The following is a 23,960-nucleotide window of genomic DNA, read 5'->3' on the forward strand; positions in this document are numbered from 1 at the left end:
GTAACCCGCTCATTTGCAACGCTTTATGGAATCTAGATATGACGGTATGGCTGGTGGTGTCAATCCTTGCCCTGATTCTCAGTCCGCTTTCCTGGCTGCGTCTTTCACGCAAGCAGGGAGAACAGATGAGTCTGCGCCTGGAGGCTCGGCGCATGGGGCTGGCCATGCAGTTGGCGCCGCAGCAGTGGCCGCACTGGCTGGAAAAAGAGCCGCCTAGCCCGTGTCCTCAGTACCATCGGGCCCGCCGCAAAGGGCACGAAGATAGCTGGTGCTACTGGCAGGTCAGTCCCGGCGTATGGTGGAACCAGTGGCGTGAAGTGTGCGAGGAACCCCGCCTGAACGAGGTGTTCGCGCGTCTGCCTGGGACCGTCTACAAGGTCGAGGCTGACAAACGCATGATTGCGCTGTACTGGAGCGAGCGCGGTGATAAATCTGTGTTGCAGGATATTGCTCACGCCTTTGAAACCCTCGCTTGAACACGCGTTAACGACAAAGCGGCAACATGGCAACGCCCCAGGAGGGTAGGTGCCAGGTTGCCGCTTTGTCGTTTCTGCAGTGCAGAAAAGGCCAGGCAGGCCGGGAATTTCTTGGAGCCACTGGCAGTGTAGAGGGTTATTGAGAGAATGCCTGGATTTTTTTGTGGGATGTGCGCAGGGGCGCGGTAGGTGGCTGGCGATGATTATTCGGGGCCTGTTCGATCGCCCGCAGCCCTCGCGGCGCATCGCGAGCAAGGCTCGCTCCTACAGATCATCGATTTCCTACCCACAGGAATAACTAGCCCGAAACAGACGTGGGGGCGAGCCTTGCTCGCGATCTACGCTTCACCGAACATCTCAAGGCCAACACCTTCGCCCCCCCTGAATGGTCAATCGCTGACATGAATGATCAGCGATCACTGTCATCATGTATCGAACCCTGCCGTTGCAAAATGACTGGAAAGTCGCGTTTTCATGGTCTTCGCGAGCATTTGACAACGCCGATCTTTTCGGAGAATGTGTGCATACCCAAATCAAACGGGCGTATGAATTGAGCGTTTGTATGTCACAACGCTCACTCAGAACCCCGACTCGCGCGCTAACGGGTGTGCCTGGGGCAAGGGCAGCATGGCCAGCTCTGCCGCCAGCGTTCGGTGCGTACAGTTCAGCTTCCATATCGTGGAGATCAGTTGATGATTTACGAAGGTAAAGCCATCACGGTTAAGGCTCTTGAAAGCGGCATCGTCGAACTGAAGTTCGACCTCAAGGGTGAGTCCGTCAACAAGTTCAATCGCCTGACCCTGGACGAGCTGCGCCAGGCCGTCGACGCCATCAAGGCCGACGCCTCGGTGAAAGGCGTGATCGTCAGCAGTGGCAAGGACGTGTTCATCGTCGGCGCCGACATCACCGAATTCGTCGAGAACTTCAAGCTGCCCGAGGCCGAACTGGTTGCCGGCAACCTGGAAGCCAACCGCATCTTCAATGCCTTCGAAGACCTCGAAGTACCGACGGTCGCGGCCATCAACGGCATCGCCCTGGGTGGCGGCCTGGAAATGTGCCTGGCGGCCGATTACCGCATCATGTCCTCCAGCGCCAAGATCGGTCTGCCAGAGGTCAAGCTGGGTATCTATCCTGGCTTCGGTGGTACCGTGCGCCTGCCGCGCCTGATCGGCTCCGACAACGCCATCGAGTGGATTGCCTCGGGCAAGGAAAACCGTGCCGATGACGCGCTGAAAGTCGGTGCGGTCGATGCCGTGGTCGCCCCTGAACTGCTGCAGGCCGGGGCCCTGGACCTGATCAAGCGCGCCATCAGCGGCGAGCTGGACTACAAGGCCAAGCGCCAACCGAAGCTCGAGAAGCTCAAGCTCAATGCCATCGAGCAGATGATGGCCTTCGAAACCGCCAAAGGCTTCGTGGCCGGGCAGGCCGGCCCGAACTATCCGGCTCCGGTCGAAGCCATCAAGACCATCCAGAAAGCCGCCAACTTCGGCCGCGACAAAGCGCTGGAAGTCGAGGCCGCAGGTTTCGCCAAGCTGGCCCGTACCTCGGTCGCCGAAAGCCTGGTCGGCCTGTTCTTGAACGATCAGGAGCTCAAGCGCAAGGCCAAGGCCCATGATGAAATCGCCCACGACGTGAAGCAGGCTGCCGTGCTCGGCGCCGGCATCATGGGGGGTGGTATCGCTTATCAGTCGGCGGTCAAAGGTACCCCGATCCTGATGAAGGATATTCGCGAGGAAGCCATCCAGCTGGGCCTGAACGAGGCTTCCAAGCTGCTCGGCAAGCGTGTCGAGAAAGGCCGCCTGACCCCGGCGAAAATGGCGGAGGCGCTCAACGCCATTCGTCCGACGCTGTCCTACGGCGACTTCGCCAACGTCGACATCGTGGTCGAAGCCGTTGTCGAGAACCCGAAGGTCAAGCAGGCTGTATTGGCCGAAGTCGAAAGCCAGGTGAAGGAAGATGCGATCCTCGCCTCCAACACCTCGACCATCTCCATCAACTTATTGGCCAAGGCCCTCAAGCGTCCAGAGAACTTCGTCGGCATGCACTTTTTCAACCCGGTGCACATGATGCCGCTGGTGGAAGTGATTCGTGGCGAGAAATCCAGCGATGTAGCGGTCGCCACCACCGTGGCGTACGCCAAGAAGATGGGCAAGAACCCGATCGTGGTCAACGACTGCCCCGGCTTCCTGGTCAATCGCGTGCTGTTCCCGTATTTCGGCGGCTTCGCCAAGCTGGTCAGCGCCGGTGTCGACTTCGTGCGCATCGACAAGGTTATGGAGAAGTTCGGCTGGCCCATGGGGCCGGCGTACCTGATGGACGTCGTCGGCATCGACACCGGCCACCACGGCCGTGACGTAATGGCCGAAGGCTTCCCGGACCGCATGAAAGATGACCGTCGCTCGGCCGTCGATGCGCTCTACGAGGCCAACCGTCTCGGCCAGAAGAACGGCAAGGGCTTCTACGCCTACGAAACCGACAAGCGCGGCAAACCGAAGAAAGTGGCCGACAGCAGCGTGCTCGACGTCCTCAAGCCGATCGTGTTCGAAGCGCGTGAAGTCAGCGACGAAGACATCATCAACTGGATGATGATCCCGCTGTGCCTCGAAACCGTGCGCTGCCTGGAAGATGGCATCGTCGAAACCGCCGCCGAAGCCGACATGGGCCTGGTCTATGGCATTGGCTTCCCTCCCTTCCGTGGTGGTGCGCTGCGTTACATCGATTCGATCGGGGTGGCCGAGTTCGTTGCCCTGGCTGACCAATATGCCGACCTCGGACCGCTGTACCACCCGACCGCGAAGCTGCGCGAGATGGCCAAGAATGGCCAGCGCTTCTTCAACTGAGCGGCCCCACAGCGCCTGAGAGCAAGAGTAGAGCGAGAGTATTGATATGAGCCTCAATCCAAGAGACGTGGTGATTGTCGACTTCGGTCGCACCCCGATGGGCCGCTCCAAGGGTGGCATGCACCGCAACACCCGTGCCGAAGACATGTCTGCGCACCTGATCAGCAAGCTGCTGGAGCGTAATGACAAGGTCGACCCGAAAGAAGTCGAGGACGTGATCTGGGGCTGCGTCAACCAGACCCTGGAGCAGGGCTGGAACATCGCCCGCATGGCGTCGCTGATGACCCAGATCCCGCACACTTCCGCAGCCCAGACCGTCAGCCGGCTGTGCGGTTCGTCGATGAGCGCACTGCACACCGCCGCCCAGGCGATCATGACCGGCAACGGTGACGTGTTCGTGGTCGGTGGCGTCGAGCACATGGGCCACGTCAGCATGATGCACGGCGTCGACCCGAACCCGCACATGTCGCTGTATGCCGCCAAGGCTTCAGGCATGATGGGCCTGACCGCTGAAATGCTCGGCAAGATGCACGGCATCAGCCGTGAGCAACAGGACCTGTTTGGCCTGCGCTCGCACCAGCTCGCCCACAAGGCGACGGTCGAGGGCAAGTTCAAGGATGAGATCATCCCGATGCAGGGCTATGACGAGAACGGCTTCCTGAAGGTCTTCGACTTCGACGAGACCATCCGCCCGGAAACCACCCTCGAAGGCCTGGCGTCGCTCAAGCCGGCGTTCAACCCCAAAGGGGGTACCGTCACCGCCGGTACGTCGTCGCAGATCACCGATGGTGCCTCGTGCATGATCGTCATGTCTGGCCAGCGTGCCATGGACCTGGGCATCCAGCCATTGGCGGTCATCCGCTCCATGGCGGTGGCCGGTGTCGACCCAGCGATCATGGGCTACGGTCCGGTGCCGTCGACCCAGAAAGCCCTCAAGCGTGCTGGCCTGACCATGGCCGACATCGACTTCATCGAGCTCAACGAAGCCTTCGCCGCACAGGCCCTGCCAGTGCTGAAAGATTTGAAAGTGCTCGACAAGATGGATGAGAAGGTTAACCTGCACGGCGGCGCCATCGCTTTGGGCCACCCGTTCGGTTGCTCTGGGGCGCGAATTTCCGGCACCCTGCTCAACGTCATGAAGCAGAATGGCGGTACCCTCGGTGTAGCCACCATGTGCGTCGGCCTGGGTCAAGGCATCACCACTGTCTTCGAGCGCGTCTGATCGCGTTGCAAGTCAGCAGCCGGGGCCCAGTGCCCCGGTTTTTGTTTTTTTACAGATTTTGTTTCAAGAGGGTGAGTGACATGCAGATACAACCAGGCGTGTATCGTCATTACAAAGGGCCTGAGTACCGTGTCTTCGCCGCTGCCCAGCACTCCGAGACCGAAGAATGGGTGGTGTTCTACCAGGCGCTGTACGGCGAATTCGGGCTGTGGGTACGGCCACTTTCGATGTTCCTCGAATCAGTCGAGGTTGACGGCGAGCAGGTGCCACGCTTTGCTTTGGTCAAGGCCGAAGAGGGGCTGTCCGGGCACTTGGCCGGGCCAGGCGAGTGATCGACCGCGCTTGACCTCACTCTTTTGCCACTATATATAGCGGTGCCGCGTCTGGCACCTGACGCGTTTTTAATCTTCAGATTCAGGAATACTCCGATCCATGGGCAAATCGCTGGTCATTGTGGAATCCCCGGCCAAGGCCAAGACCATCAACAAGTACCTGGGCAACCAGTACGTGGTGAAGTCGAGTATCGGCCATATCCGAGACCTCCCCACCAGCGGTTCGGCCAGCGCCAGCAAAGAGCCGGCCGCCAAGCGCGGCAAGACTGCGGGTGAGGCTCCGGCCCTGTCGCCCAAGGAAAAGGCGCGGCGCCAGCTGGTGGCACGCATGGGCGTCGACCCTGAACACGGCTGGAAGGCCAAGTACGAGATCCTGCCTGGCAAGGAGAAGGTGATCGACGAACTGCGCCGCCTGGCCAAGGATGCCGACACCATCTATCTCGCAACCGACTTGGATCGCGAAGGGGAGGCCATTGCCTGGCATCTGCGCGAAGCCATTGGTGGGGACGACAGCCGCTACAAGCGCGTGGTGTTCAACGAAATCACCAAGAAGGCCATCCAGGATGCCTTCTCCCAGCCGGGCGAACTCGACATCGACCGCGTCAATGCCCAGCAGGCGCGGCGCTTCCTCGACCGGGTGGTTGGCTACATGGTTTCGCCATTGCTGTGGGCCAAGATCGCCCGCGGCCTGTCCGCTGGACGGGTGCAGTCGGTGGCGGTGAAGCTGGTGGTCGAGCGCGAGCGCGAAATCCGGGCTTTCATCCCCGAGGAATACTGGGAAGTCCACGCTGACCTGGGCACCGCCAAGAACGCCAAGGTGCGCTTCGAAGTGGCTCGCGAGAACGGCGAAGCCTTCAAGCCGCTCAATGAAGCCCAGGCCATGGCCGCACTGGAGAAGCTCAAGGCTTCCAGCTACAGCGTGGTCAAGCGCGAAGACCGGCCGACCAGTAGCAAGCCGTCGGCACCGTTCATTACCTCCACCTTGCAGCAGGCTGCGAGCAATCGCCTGGGCTTCGGGGTGAAGAAGACCATGATGATGGCCCAGCGTCTGTACGAAGCGGGTTACATCACCTACATGCGTACCGACTCGACCAACCTGTCGGCCGACGCCCTGGACATGGCGCGCAGCTACATCGAGCGTGAGTTCGGCAAGCAGTACCTGCCGGAAGCTGCGCTGGTGTACGGCAGCAAGGAGGGCGCTCAGGAAGCGCACGAAGCGATTCGTCCTTCTGACGTCAATACCCATCCGACCAAGCTCAGCGGCATGGAACGCGATGCCGAGCGCTTGTACGAGCTGATCTGGCGTCAGTTCCTGGCCTGCCAGATGCCGCCGGCGCAATACCTGTCCACCAGCGTCACGGTCGCTGCTGGCGACTTCGAGCTGCGTGCCAAGGGCCGTATCCTGAAGTTCGACGGTTATACCCGTGTGCTGCCACAGCAGAGCAAGCCAGGCGAAGACGATGTGCTGCCGGAAATGGCCCAGGGTGAGGCGTTGAAGCTGATCCAACTCGACCCGAGCCAGCATTTCACCAAGCCACCGGCGCGCTTCACCGAGGCCAGCCTGGTCAAGGAAATGGAAAAACGTGGGATCGGTCGTCCGTCCACCTATGCGGCGATCATCTCCACCATCCAGGACCGTGGCTATGTGACCCTGCACAACCGCCGCTTCTATTCCGAGAAGATGGGTGACATCGTCACCGAACGCCTCTCCGAGAGTTTCTCCAATCTGATGGATTACGGCTTCACCGCCGACATGGAAGAGAACCTCGACGACGTGGCCCAGGGCGAGCGTGACTGGAAGAACGTGCTGGACGAGTTCTACGGCGACTTCAGCAAGAAACTGCTGACGGCCGAGTCGGCAGAGAACGGCATGCGTGCCAACCAGCCGACCATGACCAACATTCCGTGCAAGGAATGCGGGCGGCCGATGATGATCCGTACCGCTTCGACCGGCGTGTTCCTGGGTTGCTCGGGATACAGCCTGCCGCCCAAAGAGCGCTGCAAGGCCACCGTGAACCTGGTGCCGGGTGACGAGATTGCTGCAGACGACGAGGGCGAGTCGGAATCCCGCGTGCTGCGTGGCAAGCACCGTTGCCCGATCTGCGCGACGGCGATGGATGCCTACCTGCTGGACGAAAAGCACAAGCTGCATATCTGCGGTAACAACCCGGACTGTGCGGGCTACGAGATCGAGGAAGGCAACTACCGGATCAAGGGCTACGAAGGGCCGAGCCTGGAGTGCGACAAGTGCGGTAGCGAGATGCAGCTCAAGACAGGCCGTTTCGGCAAGTTCTTCGGTTGCACCAATCCTTCGTGCAAGAACACCCGCAAGCTGCTCAAGAGCGGCGAAGCGGCGCCACCGAAGATGGATAAGGTGGACATGCCGGAGCTCAAGTGCGAGAAGGTCGACGATACCTACGTGCTGCGCGACGGCGCTTCTGGGCTGTTCCTGGCCGCCAGCCAGTTCCCCAAGAACCGCGAAACCCGGGCCCCGCTGGTGATGGAGATCGTTCCACACAAGCACGAGATCGACCCTAAGTACCACTTCCTCTGCGATGCGCCGCAGAAGGACCCTGAAGGCCGTCCAGCGGTGATTCGCTACAGCCGCAAGACCAAGGAGCAATACGTGCAGTCCGAGGTCGATGGCAAGCCGACCGGCTGGAAGGCGTTTTACGACGGGAGTACCTGGAAAGTCGAAGACAAGCGCTGATTCCTCGGTGCTGTAATTGGGGCCGCTTTGCGGCCCTAATCATTTATGATGCAGTAATATGCCTTGCAGCCTATGGGAGGGCACTCGAAATGGCCCAGGAACTCTACACCCGCACCAACCAGAAACTGTTCTTCGCCGGCCTCGCCCTCGAATCGATGGCCAAGGCCGAACAGAGCCAGGCCATGAATGCCCAGGGCCTGGTCCAGGCTGAACGCGAGGCAGCGTTGTTTCACCTCAATGGCGCGCTGCTGGGACTGTGTCACGAGATCGGCGGCTTCTACCGGCTGCCGGTAGTGGCTTCGGTCGAGCAGGCGCTCGCCGACGATGCGCTGAACGACATCGCCATCCCTGAAGTGGCTGAAATGCTCGAACTGGTGCGCCAGCGGGAAACCTGGCTGGCGCAACTGGTCAGTGCTTATGCCGATTTGTTCCGACCGCCGGTCGCGAAGAAAACCCCTAAAACCGACGTCACCCAACCGCTGATCCAGGCTGTCAATCTCGACGAACCCGAGCAACCTGCGCTGTCGAGAGCAACCCTGGAAAGCTGGAGGAACAACCTTAAGGACTTGGTGAGACGGTTCCGTGACGCGTTGAGTGAGTGCTGATCACTGATTCGACTGGTACAATGCTGGCCTTTCGAGGAGAACAGCCCTATATGTCAACGTCCTTTCTAGAAATTGTCGAGTTGCCTGATGGCCGGATCGAACTGCGTCGTGCCGAGGACGAAGGCTCTCTGGTAACCCTGGATTTCTCGGAGGACGCCAAGGCGTTCTTGCAGGGGCAGCACGTCGAAGTCGCCAAGGCAATGCTGAGCGTCGGCGTGCAAATGGCAGGTCGTCTCATGGATGGCGAACTCGAACGCGACGAAGGACCGCGCGTACTGCACTAAACGAAGAGTGTGGTGTGAGGTAACAGGCAAAGCCTGAACATCAGCCGAGGCGGATGTTCAGGCTTTGTGCGTTTCCGGCGTTGGCTGCGCGCACCAGTTGCTGGCGTGCGCTGGCGTTGATGTTCCCTAGCCAGCTCACTACGGTGTGGCTAAGGCCAAGGCGCAGGGCTTCACAGGCCAGTTGCAGCGGGCTCTGGTTGCCGCGAGGGTGCAGCAGCAGAATGCGTTCGCGGTTGAGGCCTGCATCCCGCAGCCAGGCTTGGGTCAGGTTAGAGGGTGGGGCGATCAGGGTCAGCCAGCGGGCGTCGTCTTCTTCGCTCAGCTCGCGTAGCACAGGCGCCAGCAGGTTTTGGCAGTGTCCAACTGCGCCGCGCAGTGACAGTTCGCTAAACAGCTCGGGTTGGCTGTGCTTGCGCGCCGGCTCTTGTGCCTTCAAGCCAGGCAATACCGGCTGGGCGAGGAAAGCCTCGAACAGCGGGAGCTGAACTTGCTGGGGTGCATGGATGGACTGCTGCATGACGCCTCCTGGATCAGCGGCGAATGACGCCGACACTCAAGCCCTCGATAACCAGTTCCTGTTCTTTCAGGTCGACTTCGATGGGGGCGAATTCGGGGTTCTCGGCAATAAGCCAGACTTTGCTGCCTTCACGCTTGAAGCGCTTGACCGTTACTTCGTCACCGATGCGGGCGACGACGATCTGGCCGTTTCGGGCTTCACGGCAGGTATGGACGGCGAGCAGGTCGCCATCGAAAATGCCGATGTCCTTCATGCTCATGCCATGTACGCGCAGCAGGTAGTCGGCGCGTGGATGGAAGAAGGCAGGGTTGATGTTGCAGGATTGCTCGATATGCTGCTCGGCGAGAATCGGTGCGCCGGCCGCGACCCGGCCAATGATTGGCAGGCCGTTTTCTTCTGCCTTGGCTTCGAACCCAGGGACACGAATGCCGCGGGAGGCCCCAGGGGTCATTTCGATCGCGCCTTTACGGGCGAGGGCCTTGAGGTGTTCCTCGGCGGCGTTGGGCGACTTGAAGCCCAGCTCTTGAGCGATCTCCGCGCGCGTCGGCGGGAAGCCGTTGTCTTCGAGGCAACGTTTGATGAAGGCCAGAATTTCGGCTTGGCGTGACGTCAGTTTCAACATGGCGAGCGCTCTGTCTTTTTATACAGTGACTGGGATTATATACAGTGGCTGGCCCACTGCAAGCGTTGTGCACGCGGAAAAGGCTGGCAATGTGCTGCATGAGGCGCTGGGCGTGGCGGGCAGCGTGGCCTTCAGCGTGTAGGGCGAAGCTGTGTTTTAATGGCGACCGCACGGTCAGCGAGCCTTGACATAAACAGGCCTGAAACGTATGTTTCAAACACCTGTTTGTCTGGCGGAGTAGTCATGGCCCAATCGGAAACCGTTGAACGCATTCTCGATGCTGCCGAGCAGCTGTTCGCAGAGAGGGGATTCGCCGAAACCTCGCTGCGGCTGATCACCAGCAAGGCTGGCGTCAACCTGGCCGCGGTCAACTACCACTTCGGTTCCAAGAAGGCCCTGATCCAGGCGGTGTTCTCGCGCTTCCTGGGCCCGTTCTGCGCCAGCCTCGAGCGCGAGCTGGAGCGTCGCCAGGCCCGGCCTGAACAGAAACCCTCGCTCGAAGAACTGCTGGAGATGCTGGTGGAGCAGGCGCTTGCCGTGCAGCCGCGCAGCAACAACGACCTCTCTATCTTCATGCGCCTGCTGGGCCTGGCCTTCAGCCAGAGCCAGGGGCACCTGCGCCGCTACCTCGAGGACATGTATGGCAAGGTGTTCCGCCGCTACATGCTGCTGGTCAACGAGGCTGCACCGCGCATCCCGCCGCTGGAGCTATTCTGGCGTGTGCATTTCATGCTCGGTGCCGCGGCCTTCAGCATGTCGGGTATCAAGGCACTGCGGGCCATTGCCGAAACCGATTTCGGCATCAATACCTCGATCGAACAAGTCATGCGCCTGATGGTGCCGTTCCTGGCGGCCGGCATGCGTGCCGACAGTGGCGTCACCGACGAGGCCATGGCCAGCGCTCAGCTGCGTCCACGCAGCAAGAACGCCACCGCCAAGGCCTGAACACTGGGCGGGGCAGGGCGCTTCGGCTAAGCTAGCGCCCATGCCTGACCTCGACTTTCTGCACATTTCCCTGACCGACCAGCGCCTCTACGGCTTCGTCCGTGGGCAATTGCGGGTTCGTCTCGATGTTTCCACGGCACGTAACGGCGCGGGTGAGCGCAATGGCTCCGGCTGTACGCCGCGTGGCCTGCATCAAGTGCGTGCGAAGATCGGTGCGGGTTTGCCGCTCAATGCGGTGTTGAGCGGGCGACGCTGGACCGGTGAGGTCTGGACGCCAGCGCTGCACGAGCAGTGTCCTGGGCGTGACTGGATCCTGACCCGCATCTTGTGGCTCAGTGGATGCGAGCCTGGCTTCAACCGCCGGGGCGGTGTCGACACGTTTCGTCGCTACATTTACCTGCACGGGACGCCGGACATCGAACCCTTGCGCGTACCGTTGTCACATGGCTGCATACGCCTGCGCAACACGGATTTGCTTGACCTGTTCGACCGAGTGCCGGCCCATTGCCCGGTGCGTATCGAAGAGGCTGCCTGCCCCCAGTGGGCTTCTCTCAGTCTTCAATGAAGGATTCCTTATGACCGTCAGCCTGCAAGGCTCTCTGATGGTGGATATTGCCGGTAAATGGCTGACCGCCGAGGACCGACATCTCCTGCGCCAGCCCGAAGTGGCTGGCTTGATCATCTTTGCGCGCAATGTCGAAAACCCCCGTCAGGTGCGTGAATTGTGTGCGTCGATCCGCGCCATTCGTCCCGACCTGATCCTGGCGGTCGATCAGGAGGGCGGTCGCGTTCAACGCCTGCGTCAGGGGTTCGTGCGCTTGCCGGCCATGCGTGCGATTGCCGATAACGCCAATGCCGAGTACCTGGCCGAACAGTGCGGGTGGCTGATGGCCACCGAGGTCCTGTCGGTTGGCCTGGACCTCAGTTTCGCGCCGGTGCTCGACCTGGATCACCAGCGCAGCGCAGTGGTCGGCAGCCGCGCCTTCGAAGGTGACCCGCAACGCGCCACGCAATTGGCTGGTGCCTTCATCCGTGGCATGAATGCCGCAGGCATGGCGGCCTGTGGCAAGCACTTCCCTGGGCACGGCTGGGCCGAGGCCGACTCCCATGTGGCTATCCCCACCGACGAGCGTAGCCTCGAGCAATTGCGCCAGGCTGACTTGCTGCCATTCACCCGCTTGGGCAGCCAGCTTGCCGCCGTGATGCCTGCCCATGTGATCTACCCGCAGGTGGATAACCAGCCGGCCGGCTTCTCGCGCCGCTGGTTGCAAGACATCCTGCGCGGCGAGCTGGGCTTCCAGGGTGTGATCTTCAGTGACGACCTGTCCATGGCCGGCGCGCATGTGGTCGGGGATGCCGCCAACCGCATCGAAGCGGCACTGAGCGCCGGTTGCGACATGGGTCTGGTGTGCAATGACCGCGCGTCGGCTGAACTGGCGTTGTGTGCGGCGCAGCGGCTCAAGGTGAAGCCATCGCCACGCATCGCGCGGATGCGTGGGCAGGGCTTTGCCCGGACCGATTACCGCCAGCAGCCCCGTTGGCTGGAGGCACTCGGCGCACTGAAAGAGGCGCAGCTGGTCGACTGAGGCGTCGCTTGCGACATCCCACGGTTTGCGCTATCGCTGTGGGAGCGGCCTCGTGTCGCGAAGGGGCTGCGTAGCGGCCCCAGAAGCTTAGCGCCCGCGTTTGCCTGGCAACGGTGCGAACAGCGCCTCGATCTCGTCATCCCCCAGGCGCCACTGCCCGGCCTGGCCGCCGTCGAGCAAGCCGGACGCAAGCGCCGCCTTCTCCTGCTGCAGTTGCTGGATCTTCTCTTCCACGGTACCCCGGGTGATCAGCTTGAATACGAACACCGGTTTGTCCTGGCCAATGCGGTAGGCGCGGTCGGTGGCCTGGTTCTCGCTGGCGGGGTTCCACCAAGGGTCATAGTGAATCACCGTGTCTGCGGCAGTTAGGTTAAGCCCTGTACCGCCGGCCTTCAGGCTGATCAGGAATACGTCGCTGTCACCGTCCTGGAACTGCTTGACCGGAGCGCGGCGATCTCGGGTGTCGCCGGTCAGCAGGCTGTAGCGGATATCGCGTTTCGCAAGCTCCTGCTCGATCAGCGCCAGCATCGAGGTGAACTGCGAGAACAGCAGCACACGACGGCCTTCGCTCAGCAGTTCTTCGAGCATTTCCATCAAGGCGCCGAGTTTGCCTTTGTCGGCCTGGTTGGCCTTGGCCTCCACACCTTTGACCAGGCGCAAGTCACAGCACACCTGGCGCAGCTTGAGCAAGGCATCGAGGATCACGATCTGGCTGCGCGCCGCGCCGCTGCGGGCGATTTCCTCGCGGACCTTCTTGTCCATCGCCACCCGCACGGCTTCATAGGTGTCGCGCTGGGCGTCGCTGAGCTCGACCCAGTGGACCATCTCGGTCTTGGCGGGCAGCTCGGTGGCTACCTGCTCCTTGGTCCGGCGCAGCAGGAACGGGCGAACACGATTGGCCAGGTGGGTCATGCGCTCGCTGTCGCCCTGACGCTCGATCGGGGTGCGGTAGTCCTGGTTGAAACGCTTGAGGTCGCCCAGCCAGCCGGGCATCAAGAAGTGGAATAGCGACCATAGCTCGCCCAGGTTGTTTTCCATGGGCGTACCGGTCAGGCACAGGCGCTGGCTGGCTTGCAGCTCGCACACCGACTGGGCGGCCTTGCTGGTGCTGCTCTTGATGTTCTGTGCTTCGTCGAGCACCAGGACCGCCCAAGGTTGCCCGCGCAGGTGTTCCAGGTCGCGCGGCACCAGGGCGTAAGTGGTCAATACCAAGTCGTATTCATGCAGAGAGGCGAAGTGCTTGCTGCGTCCGGGGCCGTGAAGGGCCAGTACCCGCAGGCTGGGGGCGAAGCGCTGGGCCTCGTCGAGCCAGTTGGGCACCAGGCTGGTCGGCATCACCGCCAGGGCGGGGGAGGTCAGGCGCCCGGACTGTTTTTCCAGCAGCAGGTGGGCCAGGGTCTGTAGCGTCTTGCCCAGGCCCATGTCGTCACCCAGGATCCCGCCGGTACCCATCTCGCGCAGGGCCTGCATCCAGTTCAGGCCCTGCTGCTGATAAGGACGCAAGGTGGCGTTGAGCTCGCGGGGCGGCGCGACTTGCAGGTCACGGGCATCGCGCAGGCGCCGGCCCAGGTCACGTACGTGTTCGCCGCCTTCCCAGTGCAGTGGCAGATCGGCGATGTCGTTCAGGCGTGCAGCGTCGGCGCGGTCCAGGCGCAGTGCCGGGCCGGCGGTGTCCTCGTGCAGGTACAGCTCACCCAAGGTGCCCATCACGGCCTTGATCCTGCCGTAGGGCAGGGCGACGCGCAGCGCCGGGCTGTCCAGCCGCCCTCGGTTGAGGTCGATCAGCAGGTGCTCGTCGTCGCTGCGGCGGGCCAGTTCGGCTGGGCGCAGCAGCTCAGGATTGCTGCGCAGCAGTTGCAGCACGATCGGCAACAGGCTGTGGCGCTGACCATCGACCACGATCCCCAGCTCCAGGTCGAACCACTCATGGCCTGGGGCTTCGTCGATGGTGGCGTACCAGTCGTCCACCTCGTGCAGGCTGAAGGCGAAATCGCGGTGGATGTCGATTTCCCAGCCCGCCTCGCGAAGGCGCGGCAGGCCATCGCGGGCAAAGCGCAGCCAGGCTTCGTCGTCCGGCAATTGCAGCATCTCGCCGGCACTGTCGGGCAGGGCTTTGCTCTGCCGGGTGGCGGCCTTGAAACCGAGGTCCCGCACGGTCTTGCGCAGGGCTTGCTCAGCTTGGGGCTGGCGGCGGATGCGTTGGCTGGTGGCGTCCACCAGGCGAGTCAGAGGCTTTTCGTCGCTGCCGCTGGCGCGCAGGCCGTCATAGTCGAACGACAGGGCTGCGCGGTGTTGCATCTGGCGCTGCATGCGACCGGTCTTGGGCATGTAGGCGCTGAATTCGAGGCTGCCGAGGGTCAGTCGACCGCGTGGTGAAATATCTTCGATCTGTTCGCTGCTGACAGCGGTGGGTGTTGGAACCTGGCGGTTCAGGGCATTCAGGCGATGGCTCAAGGGCACGACGAGGTGTTCGGGGACCGTGGGTGCACGGGCGAGCTGGCTGGCAATGAAGGGGTCAAGGTCGTGGTCGAGTATGCCGCAGCGGTGCGACTGCCGGTCCACGTAATACAGTGGCTCGATCGGAATTGCCTGAAGTTGCAGGTGATCATCGTGGTACCAGGCGCCCCGGTAACTGCCGTTTTCCAGCCTTACCCAGCGAAATTCAGCGTGCAGCTTCGGGCCGCCAAGCAGTGGCGATGGGTCCTGCTCGTAAAGTAGGCGCCCAGTCGCCAGGGCGTAGCCGAACAGCTCTGCGCCCTGCTTGCCTTCCAGCTCGACCACCGGCGTCACGGACTGCGTGCGTGCATCGATCAGGCGCAACAAGCGGCCGTCGTCCTCGGTCACGTAGCGGGGGGTATAGTAGATCAGTTCAGGCAGCGACGTGATTCGGGCCAGCTTGAGCGTGTCGTCTGCCTGGCGGGTGCCTTTGAGCACTTCCATTCGGCATTGTTCGCGGTCTTTGTAGACCCGGTAATAGATGGCCGGCCCCTTGCGCGCCGGTGCCGGAGCACTCACCGGTTTGGCGGGGGTCTCCAGTGCCTGCACCCACTGGTTGAGATCAGGGGGCAGCGAGAGTGCGGCTTGTTCGCGGGTCATGGAGGGGGCGAGACCGCTGGCGCCGTCCTGTACGAGCAGCAAGGCGGCGACGCAGTGCTTGCAGTTCAGGCGCACCGGGCAACTGCAGCTGCCGAGAATACGCAGCTCTCCGGCATGCGCGAACAGCTTGATTATCTGGGTGTACGTTTGCCCTGACGAGCCTTTGCAGGTCGACTCGATGGACGTGGCATCCTGCGACAGAATGCGGGTTCGCTCCTGCGCGGCATATGCGCGACCGCGGCTCAGCGCGCCGGGATCGAAGTGATCGACCCAGTGCGGATAGGCCCTGAGCAATTCTTCTGCGTCACCCGCGTTCACATCACTGCTCCATCATCTCCGGGTCCATGACCGGCATCTTCGGTGTGCCCGGAGGCGTGACCTTCAGCAGCACTGCCAGGTGGCCGCCATCGAGGAAGGTCAGTTGGCCGCCTTTCACATTGCTGTTGCTCTGCTTGAATTGTTCGCTCTGCAGCACGTTGCCGTTGCCATCGAGCTGGTTGACCCAGAAGTTGGCCTCGACAGTGATGAAGCGGCCTTCGGTGATGCTCAGGTTGCCTTCGATGGGGAAGTGGCCGAACTGCTCTTTGCCCGTGCCCAGCGCGATACGGCTGGGCTCGCCGCCCACCTGCTGTTGCCACGCCTTGTGCAACAGCACGGTGTAGTTCGGGGTGGCTTCGAGCCGGGTCACCTCATCGTCCAGGGCGACCCGACGCTCGTCGTCCTTTTCCAGGCGCGGGGCGCCAGCGCTCCAGTCTTCCGGGGCGAACGGGCTGGTGAAGGCGGGCACGTTGTTCTGCCGCACCAGAATCATTTCCACCTGATACAGGCCTTCGGCGAAGGCGGCCGGCGTGAACAGCGTCAGCAGCAAGGTCAGGCAACGGATGGCACGCATGGATATTCCTTAAGCAGGCTGTGGTGTCAGGCGCTCGAACAGCGCCTCCAGGGTGTTGAAGCGTTCGTCGGGGCGTTCCATCGGAACCAGGAAGCGGAACTGGGTCGCGCCTTCGAACTTATAGCGTTTGGGCTGGCCTTGAATCAGCTTGATCAGGGTCAGTGGGTCGACAGGGGTCTCGGCCTCGAACTCGAGTTTGCCGCCGTTGGGGCCGGCATCGACTTTCTTGATGCCCAGCTTCTCGGCATGCAGCTTGAGCTGAGTCAGGCGCATGAGGTTCTTGGTCGGCTCCGGCAGCAGGCCGAAGCGGTCGATCATTTCCACTTGCAGGTCCTTCAGACCCTCCTCGTCAGCGGCCGAAGCGATGCGCTTGTAGAGGATCAGGCGGGCATGTACGTCGGGCAGGTAGTCTTCGGGTATCAACGCCGGCAGGCGCAGGTTGATCTCCGGACCACCGCCCAATGGCTGCTCCAGGTTCGGTTGGGTGCCCTTGCGAATGGCCTTGACCGCCCGTTCGAGCATTTCCATGTACAGGGTGAAGCCGACTGCCTGGATCTGACCGCTCTGACCTTCGCCCAGCAGTTCGCCGGCACCGCGAATCTCCAGGTCGTTGGTGGCCAGCACGAAGCCGGCGCCCAGGTCCTGGGTATTGGCAATGGCTTCCAGGCGCTTCTCGGCATCGGCGCTGATCTGCTGGCGTGGTGGCGTCAGCAGGTAGGCATAGGCTTGGTGGTGACTACGACCAACCCGGCCGCGCAACTGATGCAACTGGGCCAGGCCGAACTTGTCGGCGCGTTCGATGACGATGGTGTTGGCGCTGGGCACGTCGATGCCGGTCTCGATGATGGTCGAGGCGATCAGCACGTTGAAGCGCTTGTGGTAGAAGTCGCTCATCACCTGTTCGAGTTCGCGTTCGCGCATTTGCCCGTGGCCGATGCCGATCCGTGCCTCGGGCACCAGTTCGGCCAGGTCGGCGGCGCATTTCTCGATGGTTTTCACATCGTTGTGCAGGTAGTAGACCTGGCCGCCGCGCAGCAGCTCGCGCAGCAGTGCCTCCTTCACCGTGCTCTTGTTCTGCTCCATGACGAAGGTGCGCACCGACAACCGGCGGGCCGGCGGGGTGGCGATGATCGACAGGTCGCGCATGCCGGACACCGCCATGTTCAACGTGCGCGGAATTGGCGTGGCGGTCAGGGTGAGAATGTCCACCTCGCTACGCAGGGCCTTGAGCTGTTCTTTCTGGCGAACGCCGAAACGGTGTTCTTCATCGATGATGGCCAGGCCCAGGTCCTTGAAGCGCACATCGTCCTGGAGCAGTTTGTGCGTGCCGATCAGGATGTCGATCTTGCCTTCGGCCAGATCAGCCGCCGCTGCCGCCACTTCCTTGGCCGACTTGAAGCGGCTCATGACCTCCACGGTTACCGGCCAGTCGGCGAAGCGGTCGCGGAAGCTGTTGTAGTGCTGCTGGGCGAGCAGGGTAGTGGGCACCAACACTGCCACCTGGCGACCACTGTGCACCGCGATGAAGGCTGCGCGCATGGCCACTTCGGTCTTGCCGAAGCCGACGTCGCCGCACACCAGGCGATCCATGGGCTTGGCGGCCAGCATGTCGGCGCGTACGGCTTCGATGGCGGCTTGCTGGTCGGGGGTTTCCTCGAACGGGAAGCCGGCGCTGAAGGTGGCGTAGTCGGCGGCCGGGTCGGCGAACGCATAGCCTTTGCGCGCGGCGCGGCGGGCATAGATGTCGAGCAGTTCGGCCGCCACGTCGCGCACCTGTTCGGCAGCTTTGCGCTTGGCTTTCTGCCAGGCTTCGGAGCCGAGTCGGTGCAACGGTGCCAGGGCATCATCGCTGCCGGTGTAACGGGCGATCAGGTGCAGGTTGGCCACCGGCACATAGAGCTTGGCGCCCTCGGCGTATTCCAGGGTCAGGAATTCGGCCGCCTGGCCGTCGATTTCCAGGGTTGCCAGGCCCAGGTAGCGACCCACGCCGTGGTCGATATGCACCACTGGCGCACCTTCGCGCAGCTCGGTGAGGTTCTTGATGACTGCATCGTTGGCCGCCTCGCCGCGTTTCTCGCGACGCCGGCGCTGCATGACGCGCTGGCCGAACAGCGGGCTCTCGGCAATCAGCGCCACGGCAGGGTCGTCCAGCAGCAGGCCGTCATCGAGCGGGGCGATGGTGATCGCCAGGCGCTCGCTGCCGGTGATGAATTCGGCCCAGCTTTCGACCGTCTCCGGGCGCAGCTTCAGGCGCTCAAGCAGTTCCAGCAGGACTTCACGGCGGCCTGCCGATTCAGCGGTGAACAGGACCCGGCCAGGGAACTGGTCCAGGAAGTTGGCCAGTTCGGCCAGCGGTTGGTTGGCCTTGGCTTCGATGGCCAGGTTGGGCAAGGCGCGGGCGGGGAAACGCTCACGGCCGGCGCCTGGTTCTACATCGTCGGTACTTGCCACGACGCGCGGCCACTGCTTGAGGCGGGCGAAGCAGTCCTCGACCGGCAGGAACAGTTCGGCTGGCGGCAGCAGCGGGCGGGTCAGGTCGCCACGGCGTTCTTCATAACGGCCGCGGACATCGTTCCAGAAGTGTTCGGCGGCCTGCTCGACCCCCGGCAGCGAGAACACTTGAGTGTCGTCCGGCAGGTAGTCGAAAAGGGTGGAGGTTTCTTCGAAGAACAGCGGCAGGTAATACTCGATACCCGCGGGGATGATGCCGCTGGTGAGGTCCTGGAAGATCGCGCTGCGGCGAAAATCGACGTCGAAACGCTCGCGGAAGCGGGCCTTGAAACGGGTCACTTCGTCCTTTTGCATCGGGAACTCGCGGGCCGGCAGCAGGCGAATCGAGTCCACCTTGTCGATCGAGCGCTGGGTTTCCGGGTCGAAGGTGCGCAGGGTTTCGATTTCATCGTCGAACAGGTCGATGCGATAGGGCAGTTTGCTGCCCATCGGGAACAGGTCGATCAAGGCACCCCGCACGGCGAACTCGCCGTGCTCGTAGACGGTGTCGACGCAGCGGTAGCCGGTGGCTTCCAGGCGCGTGCGCATCTGCTCGACATCCACTTTCTGGCCGATGTCCAGCACCAGGCTGCTGCCCAGCAGGAAGCGGGTCGGCGCCAGGCGGTGCAGGGCCGTGGTGATCGGCACCACGAGAATGCCGTGGTCCAGTTCAGGCAACTGGTAGAGGCTGGCGATACGCTGGGAAATGATGTCCTGGTGCGGCGAGAACAGGTCGTACGGCAGGGTTTCCCAGTCAGGGAAAGGCAGCACTGGCAAGTCCGGCGCGAAGAAACGCAGCTCTTGCTCCAGACGGTCGGCGGCCTGGCTGTCGGCCGTCAGCAAAAGGGTGAAGCGACCAGCGTTGCTGGCGGCTTCGGCAATGGCAAGGCTGAGGGCGGCACCGGGCAAGTTGCCCCAGGTTTGTTTGCCGGCCGTGGCCGACATTTGCGGTAGGCGCAGAACTGACACGGGAGATTGCACTCCAAGCGTTGCGGCAAAGAGATCAATTGTACCGGTGCCGGTGCGTGCTGTCAGGCTCGAAAGGCCATGAACACTCGCTCTGGCGTCGGCGACAGGCGCTCATTGCCCGATACGCGTTGGGGCGTCATAATGTAGCCCCTTTTTTCTGTCCCTACATGTGGAAGGTTCCCGTGACTCAGAAGCCCGACCAGTGTCTTGGTGAGTGGATCGATCGTGAAGCTCTTGCTGAAGCGATGATCCCGCTTATCGGTCAGCTCTACCGCAACAACAACGTGGTGAGCTCGATCTATGGCCGTAGCCTGATCAACCGTTCGGTTATCTCGATCCTCAAAGCCCACCGCTTTGCGCGTCACCGTCAAACCGACGAGACCGAACTGTCCGTCCACGAGACATTCCCCCTGCTCAAGGCCATGAGCGAGCTGAAACTGGGCGCCGCTTCGGTCGACCTGGGCAAGCTGGCCAACAAGTTCAAGCAGGAAGGCAACGGCCGCAGCGCCGAGCAGTTCGTGCGTGAAGAGCTGGCTGAAGTGGTTGGCCAGCAGAACGCTTCGGCGCGTAAGGGCACCGACGTCGTGCTGTACGGCTTCGGCCGCATCGGCCGCCTGCTGGCGCGCATCCTGATCGAGAAAACCGGTGGCGGCGACGGCCTGCGCCTGCGCGCCATCGTCGTGCGCAAAGGCGCCGAGAACGATCTGGTCAAGCGTGCCAGCCTGTTGCGTCGTGACTCGGTGCACGGCCCGTTCGATGGCACCATCACCATCGATGAAGCCAACAACACCATCACTGCCAACGGCAACCTGATCCAGGTGATCTACTCCAACGATCCGGCCTCGATCGACTACACCCAGTACGGTATCGAAAACGCCCTGCTGGTCGACAACACCGGTAAATGGCGTGACGCCGAAGGTCTGGGCCAGCACCTGCAGTGCAAAGGCATCGAGCGCGTGATCCTCACCGCACCTGGCAAGGGCGCGCTGAAGAACATCGTTCACGGCATCAACCATGGCGACATCGCCGCCGATGACAAGATCATCTCGGCTGCCTCCTGCACCACCAACGCCATCGTGCCGGTGCTCAAGGCTGTCAACGACCAGTACGGTATCGTCAACGGTCACGTCGAAACCGTTCACTCGTTCACCAACGACCAGAACCTGATCGACAACTTCCACAAGGGCAGCCGTCGTGGCCGCGCCGCGCCGCTGAACATGGTCATCACCGAGACCGGTGCCGCCACTGCCGCCGCCAAGGCCCTGCCAGTGCTCAAGGGCAAGCTGACCGGCAACGCCATTCGCGTGCCGACGCCGAACGTCTCGATGGCCATCCTGAACCTGAACCTGGAAAAGGCCACCAGCCGCGACGAAATCAACGAGTACCTGCGCCAGACCGCCATGCACTCGGAACTGCACAAGCAGATCGACTACGTCAGCTCCCAGGAAGTGGTTTCGACCGACTTCGTGGGTTCGCGCCACGCCGGTGTGGTCGATGCCGAAGCCACCATTTGCAACGACAACCGTGTTGTCCTGTACGTCTGGTACGACAACGAGTTCGGTTACAGCTGCCAGGTGGTTCGCGTGATGGAAGAGATGGCCGGTGTGAACCCGCCAGCGTTTCCGCGCTGATCCGCTTGTAAGGCAATGAAAAAACGGGAACCTTCGGGTTCCCGTTTTTTTGGCCTGCATTTATTGTGTTTGTACCGGTCTTATCGTCAGTCAGCTGGCTGACGATAAGGTCGGTGCAGGCAATCGAGAACCCAACCTTGCGTACAGCCCTTTTGTTCATCCTGATGCTCCTCACCGCCTGCGACCAGGGGCCGACCCTGGAGCGCCTGAGCGGCCCGACCATGGGCAGCAGCTACAGCATCCAGTACGTTCGCGAACCCGGCGGCCCGGCGCCTGCGCAGGTGCAGGCAGCGGTCGAGACCCTTTTGCAGGGCGTCGACCAGCACTACTCGACCTACCGGGGCGACTCCACCGTCAGCCGCTTCAACCAGCTCCCGGCCAACCAGTGCTTGGCACTGCCGCCTGACATGCTGGAGTTGGTCGCCCTCGGTCAGCGCCTCGCCGAACAGAGCGCGGGAGCCTTCGACCTTACGGTCGAGCCGCTGCTCGACCTCTGGGGCTTCGGCCCGCAGGCCCGGGCCGAGCAGGTGCCGGACCCGCAGGCTCTGGCCCAGGCTCGCCAGCGTGTGGGTTATCGCCACCTGCACATCGATGGCCAGGCCCTGTGCAAGGATGCCCCGGTGCAAGTGGACTTCAACAGCATCGCCGCTGGCCATGCGGTCGACCTGATCGCCGAGCGCCTGCGCGCCATGGGTATCGGCAACTTCATCGCCGAGGCCACCGGGGAGCTCAAGGCGGTGGGCCACAAGCCCGATGGCAGTGCCTGGCGCATCGCCCTCGAACTGCCCCGTGAAGATCGCCAGATTGCCCGCCAGATCATTCCCGTCAACGGCCTTGCCGTGTCGACCTCGGGTGACTATCGCCACTATTTCGAGCAGAATGGCCGCCGCTATTCGCACACCTTCGATGCGCGTCTCGGGCGCCCGGTCGATCACAGTCTCGCGGCAGTCACCGTGCTCGATGCCTCGGCCCTGCAAGCGGACGGTTATTCGACCCTGCTGTTGATTCTTGGGCCTGAGCGCGGTTGGGACTTCGCCGTGGCTCATGAGTTGGCGGCGGTATTGGTGACTCGGGCAGAGGGTGGCTTCGTCTCCCGAGCTACGCCTGCGTTCGAACGTGCGGTGAAAGGCGAGTGAAAGCACAAGGACGGATGATCGGCGCCACGGAGTCGGTGAACGACATGTAGTGCAGGCAAAAATAGCCTACGACGCGACCAAGGGTTAATGTTCGCGGCGTTCACGCTTGATTAGACTGCACCCGAATTTTTTCATGGCGCCTCGGCGGCATGATCGAGCCCCGCGAGCCACCGTGACCCGCGGGCCAGTTCTGAAGGAGTACGCATGGCTGTCTACAACTACGACGTAGTGGTGCTGGGTTCCGGCCCGGCCGGAGAAGGCGCGGCAATGAATGCCGCCAAAGCAGGGCGCAAGGTGGCAATGGTCGACAGCCGTCGTCAGGTCGGCGGCAACTGCACCCACCTGGGCACCATCCCGTCCAAGGCACTGCGTCACTCGGTGCGGCAGATCATGCAGTTCAACACCAATCCGATGTTCCGCGCCATCGGTGAGCCACGTTGGTTCTCCTTCCCGGACGTGCTCAAGAGCGCCGAGAAAGTGATTTCCAAGCAGGTCGCGTCGCGTACCGGCTACTACGCCCGCAACCGTGTCGATGTCTTCGTCGGCACCGGCAGCTTCGCCGACGAGCAGACCGTCGAGGTGGTTTGCCCCAACGGCGTAGTCGAGAAACTGGTGGCCAAGCACATCATCATCGCCACCGGCTCGCGCCCGTACCGCCCAGCCGACATCGACTTCCACCACCCACGCGTCTACGACAGCGACACCATCCTCAGCCTGAGCCACACCCCACGCAAGCTGATCGTCTACGGTGCCGGTGTCATCGGTTGCGAATACGCCTCGATCTTCAGCGGTCTTGGCGTACTGGTTGAGCTGGTCGACAACCGTGGCCAGCTACTGAGCTTCCTGGACTCGGAAATTTCCCAGGCGCTGAGCTATCACTTCAGCAACAACAACATCACCGTGCGCCACAATGAGGAGTACGAGCGGGTCGAGGGCCTGGACAACGGTGTGATCCTGCACCTGAAGTCGGGCAAGAAGATCAAGGCCGACGCCTTGCTGTGGTGTAACGGCCGTACCGGCAACACCGACAAGCTGGGCCTGGAAAACATTGGCATCAAGGTCAACAGCCGTGGCCAGATCGAGGTCGACGAGGCCTACCGCACCAGCGTACCTAACATCTACGGTGCCGGTGACGTGATCGGCTGGCCGAGCCTGGCCAGTGCCGCCCACGACCAGGGCCGTTCGGCGGCCGGCAGCATCGTCGACAACGGCAGCTGGCGCTTCGTCGATGACGTGCCGACCGGTATCTACACCATTCCGGAGATCAGCTCGATCGGCAAGAACGAGCAGGAACTGACCCAGGCCAAGGTGCCGTACGAAGTGGGCAAGGCCTTCTTCAAGAGCATGGCCCGTGCGCAGATCGCCGGTGAGCCGCAGGGCATGTTGAAGATCCTGTTCCACCGTGAAACCCTGGAGATCCTGGGTGTGCACTGCTTCGGCTACCAGGCTTCGGAGATCGTTCACATCGGTCAGGCGATCATGAACCAGCCAGGTGAGCAGAACAATCTGAAGTACTTCGTCAACACCACGTTCAACTACCCGACCATGGCCGAAGCCTATCGGGTAGCTGCCTACGACGGCCTGAACCGGCTTTTTTCAGCGGCTCC

Annotated in this window: 17 protein-coding genes and 1 pseudogene; 13 read left to right on the forward strand and 5 right to left on the reverse strand. The window is 62.3% G+C overall.

Translation table 11 applies throughout. From position 1 onward, the window contains the following. Positions 1-38 precede the first annotated feature (38 nt). The 7 genes from VXM67_RS10050 (at position 39) to VXM67_RS10080 (ending at position 8,469) form a co-directional block, all read left to right on the forward strand. Positions 39-476 carry a hypothetical protein gene (locus VXM67_RS10050; protein ID WP_023379571.1) on the forward strand — a complete coding sequence of 146 codons (438 nt, stop codon included), beginning with the start codon at positions 39-41 and terminating at the stop codon, positions 474-476. A 692-nt stretch (positions 477-1,168) separates the two neighbouring features. Beyond that, positions 1,169-3,316 (forward strand): fatty acid oxidation complex subunit alpha FadB, encoded by a 2,148-nt coding sequence (gene fadB, locus VXM67_RS10055; RefSeq protein ID WP_023379572.1) that lies wholly within the window; start codon positions 1,169-1,171, stop codon positions 3,314-3,316. Positions 3,317-3,362: 46 nt separating this feature from the next. After that, complete coding sequence (fadA, locus tag VXM67_RS10060) at positions 3,363-4,538, forward strand: acetyl-CoA C-acyltransferase FadA (protein WP_023379573.1); 1,176 nt, start codon at positions 3,363-3,365, stop codon at positions 4,536-4,538. Between the two features lie 80 nt (positions 4,539-4,618). Further along, positions 4,619-4,870 carry a DUF1653 domain-containing protein gene (locus VXM67_RS10065; RefSeq protein ID WP_023379574.1) on the forward strand — a complete coding sequence of 84 codons (252 nt, stop codon included), beginning with the start codon at positions 4,619-4,621 and terminating at the stop codon, positions 4,868-4,870. Between the two features lie 100 nt (positions 4,871-4,970). After that, a complete protein-coding gene (gene topA / locus VXM67_RS10070) occupies positions 4,971-7,580 on the forward strand; it encodes a type I DNA topoisomerase (protein ID WP_027906767.1) in 2,610 nt (869 codons plus the stop codon). An 89-nt stretch (positions 7,581-7,669) separates the two neighbouring features. Continuing rightward, on the forward strand, positions 7,670-8,185 hold the full coding sequence (locus tag VXM67_RS10075) for a DUF6586 family protein (RefSeq protein WP_023379576.1): 516 nt from the start codon (positions 7,670-7,672) through the stop codon (positions 8,183-8,185). A gap of 50 nt (positions 8,186-8,235) precedes the next feature. After that, the gene (locus tag VXM67_RS10080) at positions 8,236-8,469 is read left to right on the forward strand and encodes a hypothetical protein (protein ID WP_004376430.1); all 234 of its coding nucleotides are present in this window, start codon (positions 8,236-8,238) and stop codon (positions 8,467-8,469) included. Between the two features lie 40 nt (positions 8,470-8,509). Here VXM67_RS10080 and sulA read toward each other — a convergent pair whose 3' ends face one another. Both sulA and lexA read right to left on the reverse strand, forming a co-directional pair. After that, on the reverse strand, positions 8,510-8,986 hold the full coding sequence (gene sulA / locus VXM67_RS10085) for an SOS-induced cell division inhibitor SulA (RefSeq protein ID WP_023379577.1): 477 nt from the start codon (positions 8,984-8,986) through the stop codon (positions 8,510-8,512). 13 nt (positions 8,987-8,999) lie between these two features. Continuing rightward, on the reverse strand, positions 9,000-9,608 hold the full coding sequence (lexA, locus tag VXM67_RS10090; protein ID WP_023379578.1) for a transcriptional repressor LexA: 609 nt from the start codon (positions 9,606-9,608) through the stop codon (positions 9,000-9,002). Between the two features lie 243 nt (positions 9,609-9,851). Here lexA and VXM67_RS10095 point away from each other — a divergent pair, with 243 nt between their 5' ends. From VXM67_RS10095 to nagZ, 3 genes are read left to right on the forward strand one after another with little or no spacing between them, the layout of a single operon-like run. Beyond that, positions 9,852-10,553, forward strand: a complete 702-nt coding sequence (locus VXM67_RS10095; protein ID WP_023379579.1) for a TetR/AcrR family transcriptional regulator — start codon at positions 9,852-9,854, stop codon at positions 10,551-10,553. A 40-nt stretch (positions 10,554-10,593) separates the two neighbouring features. Then, complete coding sequence (locus tag VXM67_RS10100) at positions 10,594-11,118, forward strand: L,D-transpeptidase (protein ID WP_023379580.1); 525 nt, start codon at positions 10,594-10,596, stop codon at positions 11,116-11,118. 22 nt (positions 11,119-11,140) lie between these two features. Further along, entirely contained in the window at positions 11,141-12,139 is a 999-nt protein-coding gene (gene nagZ, locus VXM67_RS10105) for a beta-N-acetylhexosaminidase (RefSeq protein ID WP_177325262.1), read from the forward strand. Between the two features lie 87 nt (positions 12,140-12,226). Here nagZ and VXM67_RS10110 read toward each other — a convergent pair whose 3' ends face one another. Genes VXM67_RS10110 through mfd form a run of 3 tightly spaced genes read right to left on the reverse strand, consistent with a single transcriptional unit; the run spans position 12,227 to position 19,586 of the window. Further along, positions 12,227-15,553 (reverse strand): SNF2-related protein, encoded by a 3,327-nt coding sequence (locus VXM67_RS10110; protein ID WP_367237648.1) that lies wholly within the window; start codon positions 15,551-15,553, stop codon positions 12,227-12,229. Position 15,554: 1 nt separating this feature from the next. Continuing rightward, on the reverse strand, positions 15,555-16,127 hold the full coding sequence (locus VXM67_RS10115) for a peptidoglycan binding protein CsiV (protein WP_367237649.1): 573 nt from the start codon (positions 16,125-16,127) through the stop codon (positions 15,555-15,557). A gap of 9 nt (positions 16,128-16,136) precedes the next feature. After that, complete coding sequence (gene mfd, locus VXM67_RS10120) at positions 16,137-19,586, reverse strand: transcription-repair coupling factor (RefSeq protein WP_104881991.1); 3,450 nt, start codon at positions 19,584-19,586, stop codon at positions 16,137-16,139. A gap of 167 nt (positions 19,587-19,753) precedes the next feature. Here mfd and VXM67_RS10125 point away from each other — a divergent pair, with 167 nt between their 5' ends. From VXM67_RS10125 to sthA, 3 genes and pseudogenes are all read left to right on the forward strand, one after another. Continuing rightward, entirely contained in the window at positions 19,754-21,217 is a 1,464-nt protein-coding gene (locus VXM67_RS10125) for a glyceraldehyde-3-phosphate dehydrogenase (protein WP_041925454.1), read from the forward strand. A 137-nt stretch (positions 21,218-21,354) separates the two neighbouring features. Beyond that, the gene (locus VXM67_RS10130) at positions 21,355-22,353 is read left to right on the forward strand and encodes an FAD:protein FMN transferase (protein ID WP_027906771.1); all 999 of its coding nucleotides are present in this window, start codon (positions 21,355-21,357) and stop codon (positions 22,351-22,353) included. Between the two features lie 204 nt (positions 22,354-22,557). Then, positions 22,558-23,949: pseudogene (gene sthA / locus VXM67_RS10135) on the forward strand (Si-specific NAD(P)(+) transhydrogenase); the annotation flags it as partial. Between the last annotated feature and the right edge of the window lie 11 nt (positions 23,950-23,960).

The organism is Pseudomonas sp. Rh2, from assembly GCF_040762985.1.
GTDB classification, from domain to species: Bacteria; Pseudomonadota; Gammaproteobacteria; order Pseudomonadales; family Pseudomonadaceae; genus Aquipseudomonas; species Aquipseudomonas taiwanensis.

What these genes read in the sequence shown, in the direction of transcription:
- VXM67_RS10080 (WP_004376430.1), top strand. Translation starts at nt 8,236, where the DNA reads ATGTCAACGTCCTTTCTAGAAATTGTCGAGTTGCCTGATGGCCGGATC.
- VXM67_RS10065 (WP_023379574.1), top strand. Translation starts at nt 4,619, where the DNA reads ATGCAGATACAACCAGGCGTGTATCGTCATTACAAAGGGCCTGAGTAC.
- fadA (WP_023379573.1), top strand. Translation starts at nt 3,363, where the DNA reads ATGAGCCTCAATCCAAGAGACGTGGTGATTGTCGACTTCGGTCGCACC.
- VXM67_RS10125 (WP_041925454.1), top strand. Translation starts at nt 19,754, where the DNA reads ATGTGGAAGGTTCCCGTGACTCAGAAGCCCGACCAGTGTCTTGGTGAG.
- VXM67_RS10095 (WP_023379579.1), top strand. Translation starts at nt 9,852, where the DNA reads ATGGCCCAATCGGAAACCGTTGAACGCATTCTCGATGCTGCCGAGCAG.
- VXM67_RS10075 (WP_023379576.1), top strand. Translation starts at nt 7,670, where the DNA reads ATGGCCCAGGAACTCTACACCCGCACCAACCAGAAACTGTTCTTCGCC.
- VXM67_RS10100 (WP_023379580.1), top strand. Translation starts at nt 10,594, where the DNA reads ATGCCTGACCTCGACTTTCTGCACATTTCCCTGACCGACCAGCGCCTC.
- sulA (WP_023379577.1), bottom strand. Translation starts at nt 8,986, where the DNA reads ATGCAGCAGTCCATCCATGCACCCCAGCAAGTTCAGCTCCCGCTGTTC.
- topA (WP_027906767.1), top strand. Translation starts at nt 4,971, where the DNA reads ATGGGCAAATCGCTGGTCATTGTGGAATCCCCGGCCAAGGCCAAGACC.
- lexA (WP_023379578.1), bottom strand. Translation starts at nt 9,608, where the DNA reads ATGTTGAAACTGACGTCACGCCAAGCCGAAATTCTGGCCTTCATCAAA.
- fadB (WP_023379572.1), top strand. Translation starts at nt 1,169, where the DNA reads ATGATTTACGAAGGTAAAGCCATCACGGTTAAGGCTCTTGAAAGCGGC.
- VXM67_RS10050 (WP_023379571.1), top strand. Translation starts at nt 39, where the DNA reads ATGACGGTATGGCTGGTGGTGTCAATCCTTGCCCTGATTCTCAGTCCG.
- VXM67_RS10115 (WP_367237649.1), bottom strand. Translation starts at nt 16,127, where the DNA reads ATGCGTGCCATCCGTTGCCTGACCTTGCTGCTGACGCTGTTCACGCCG.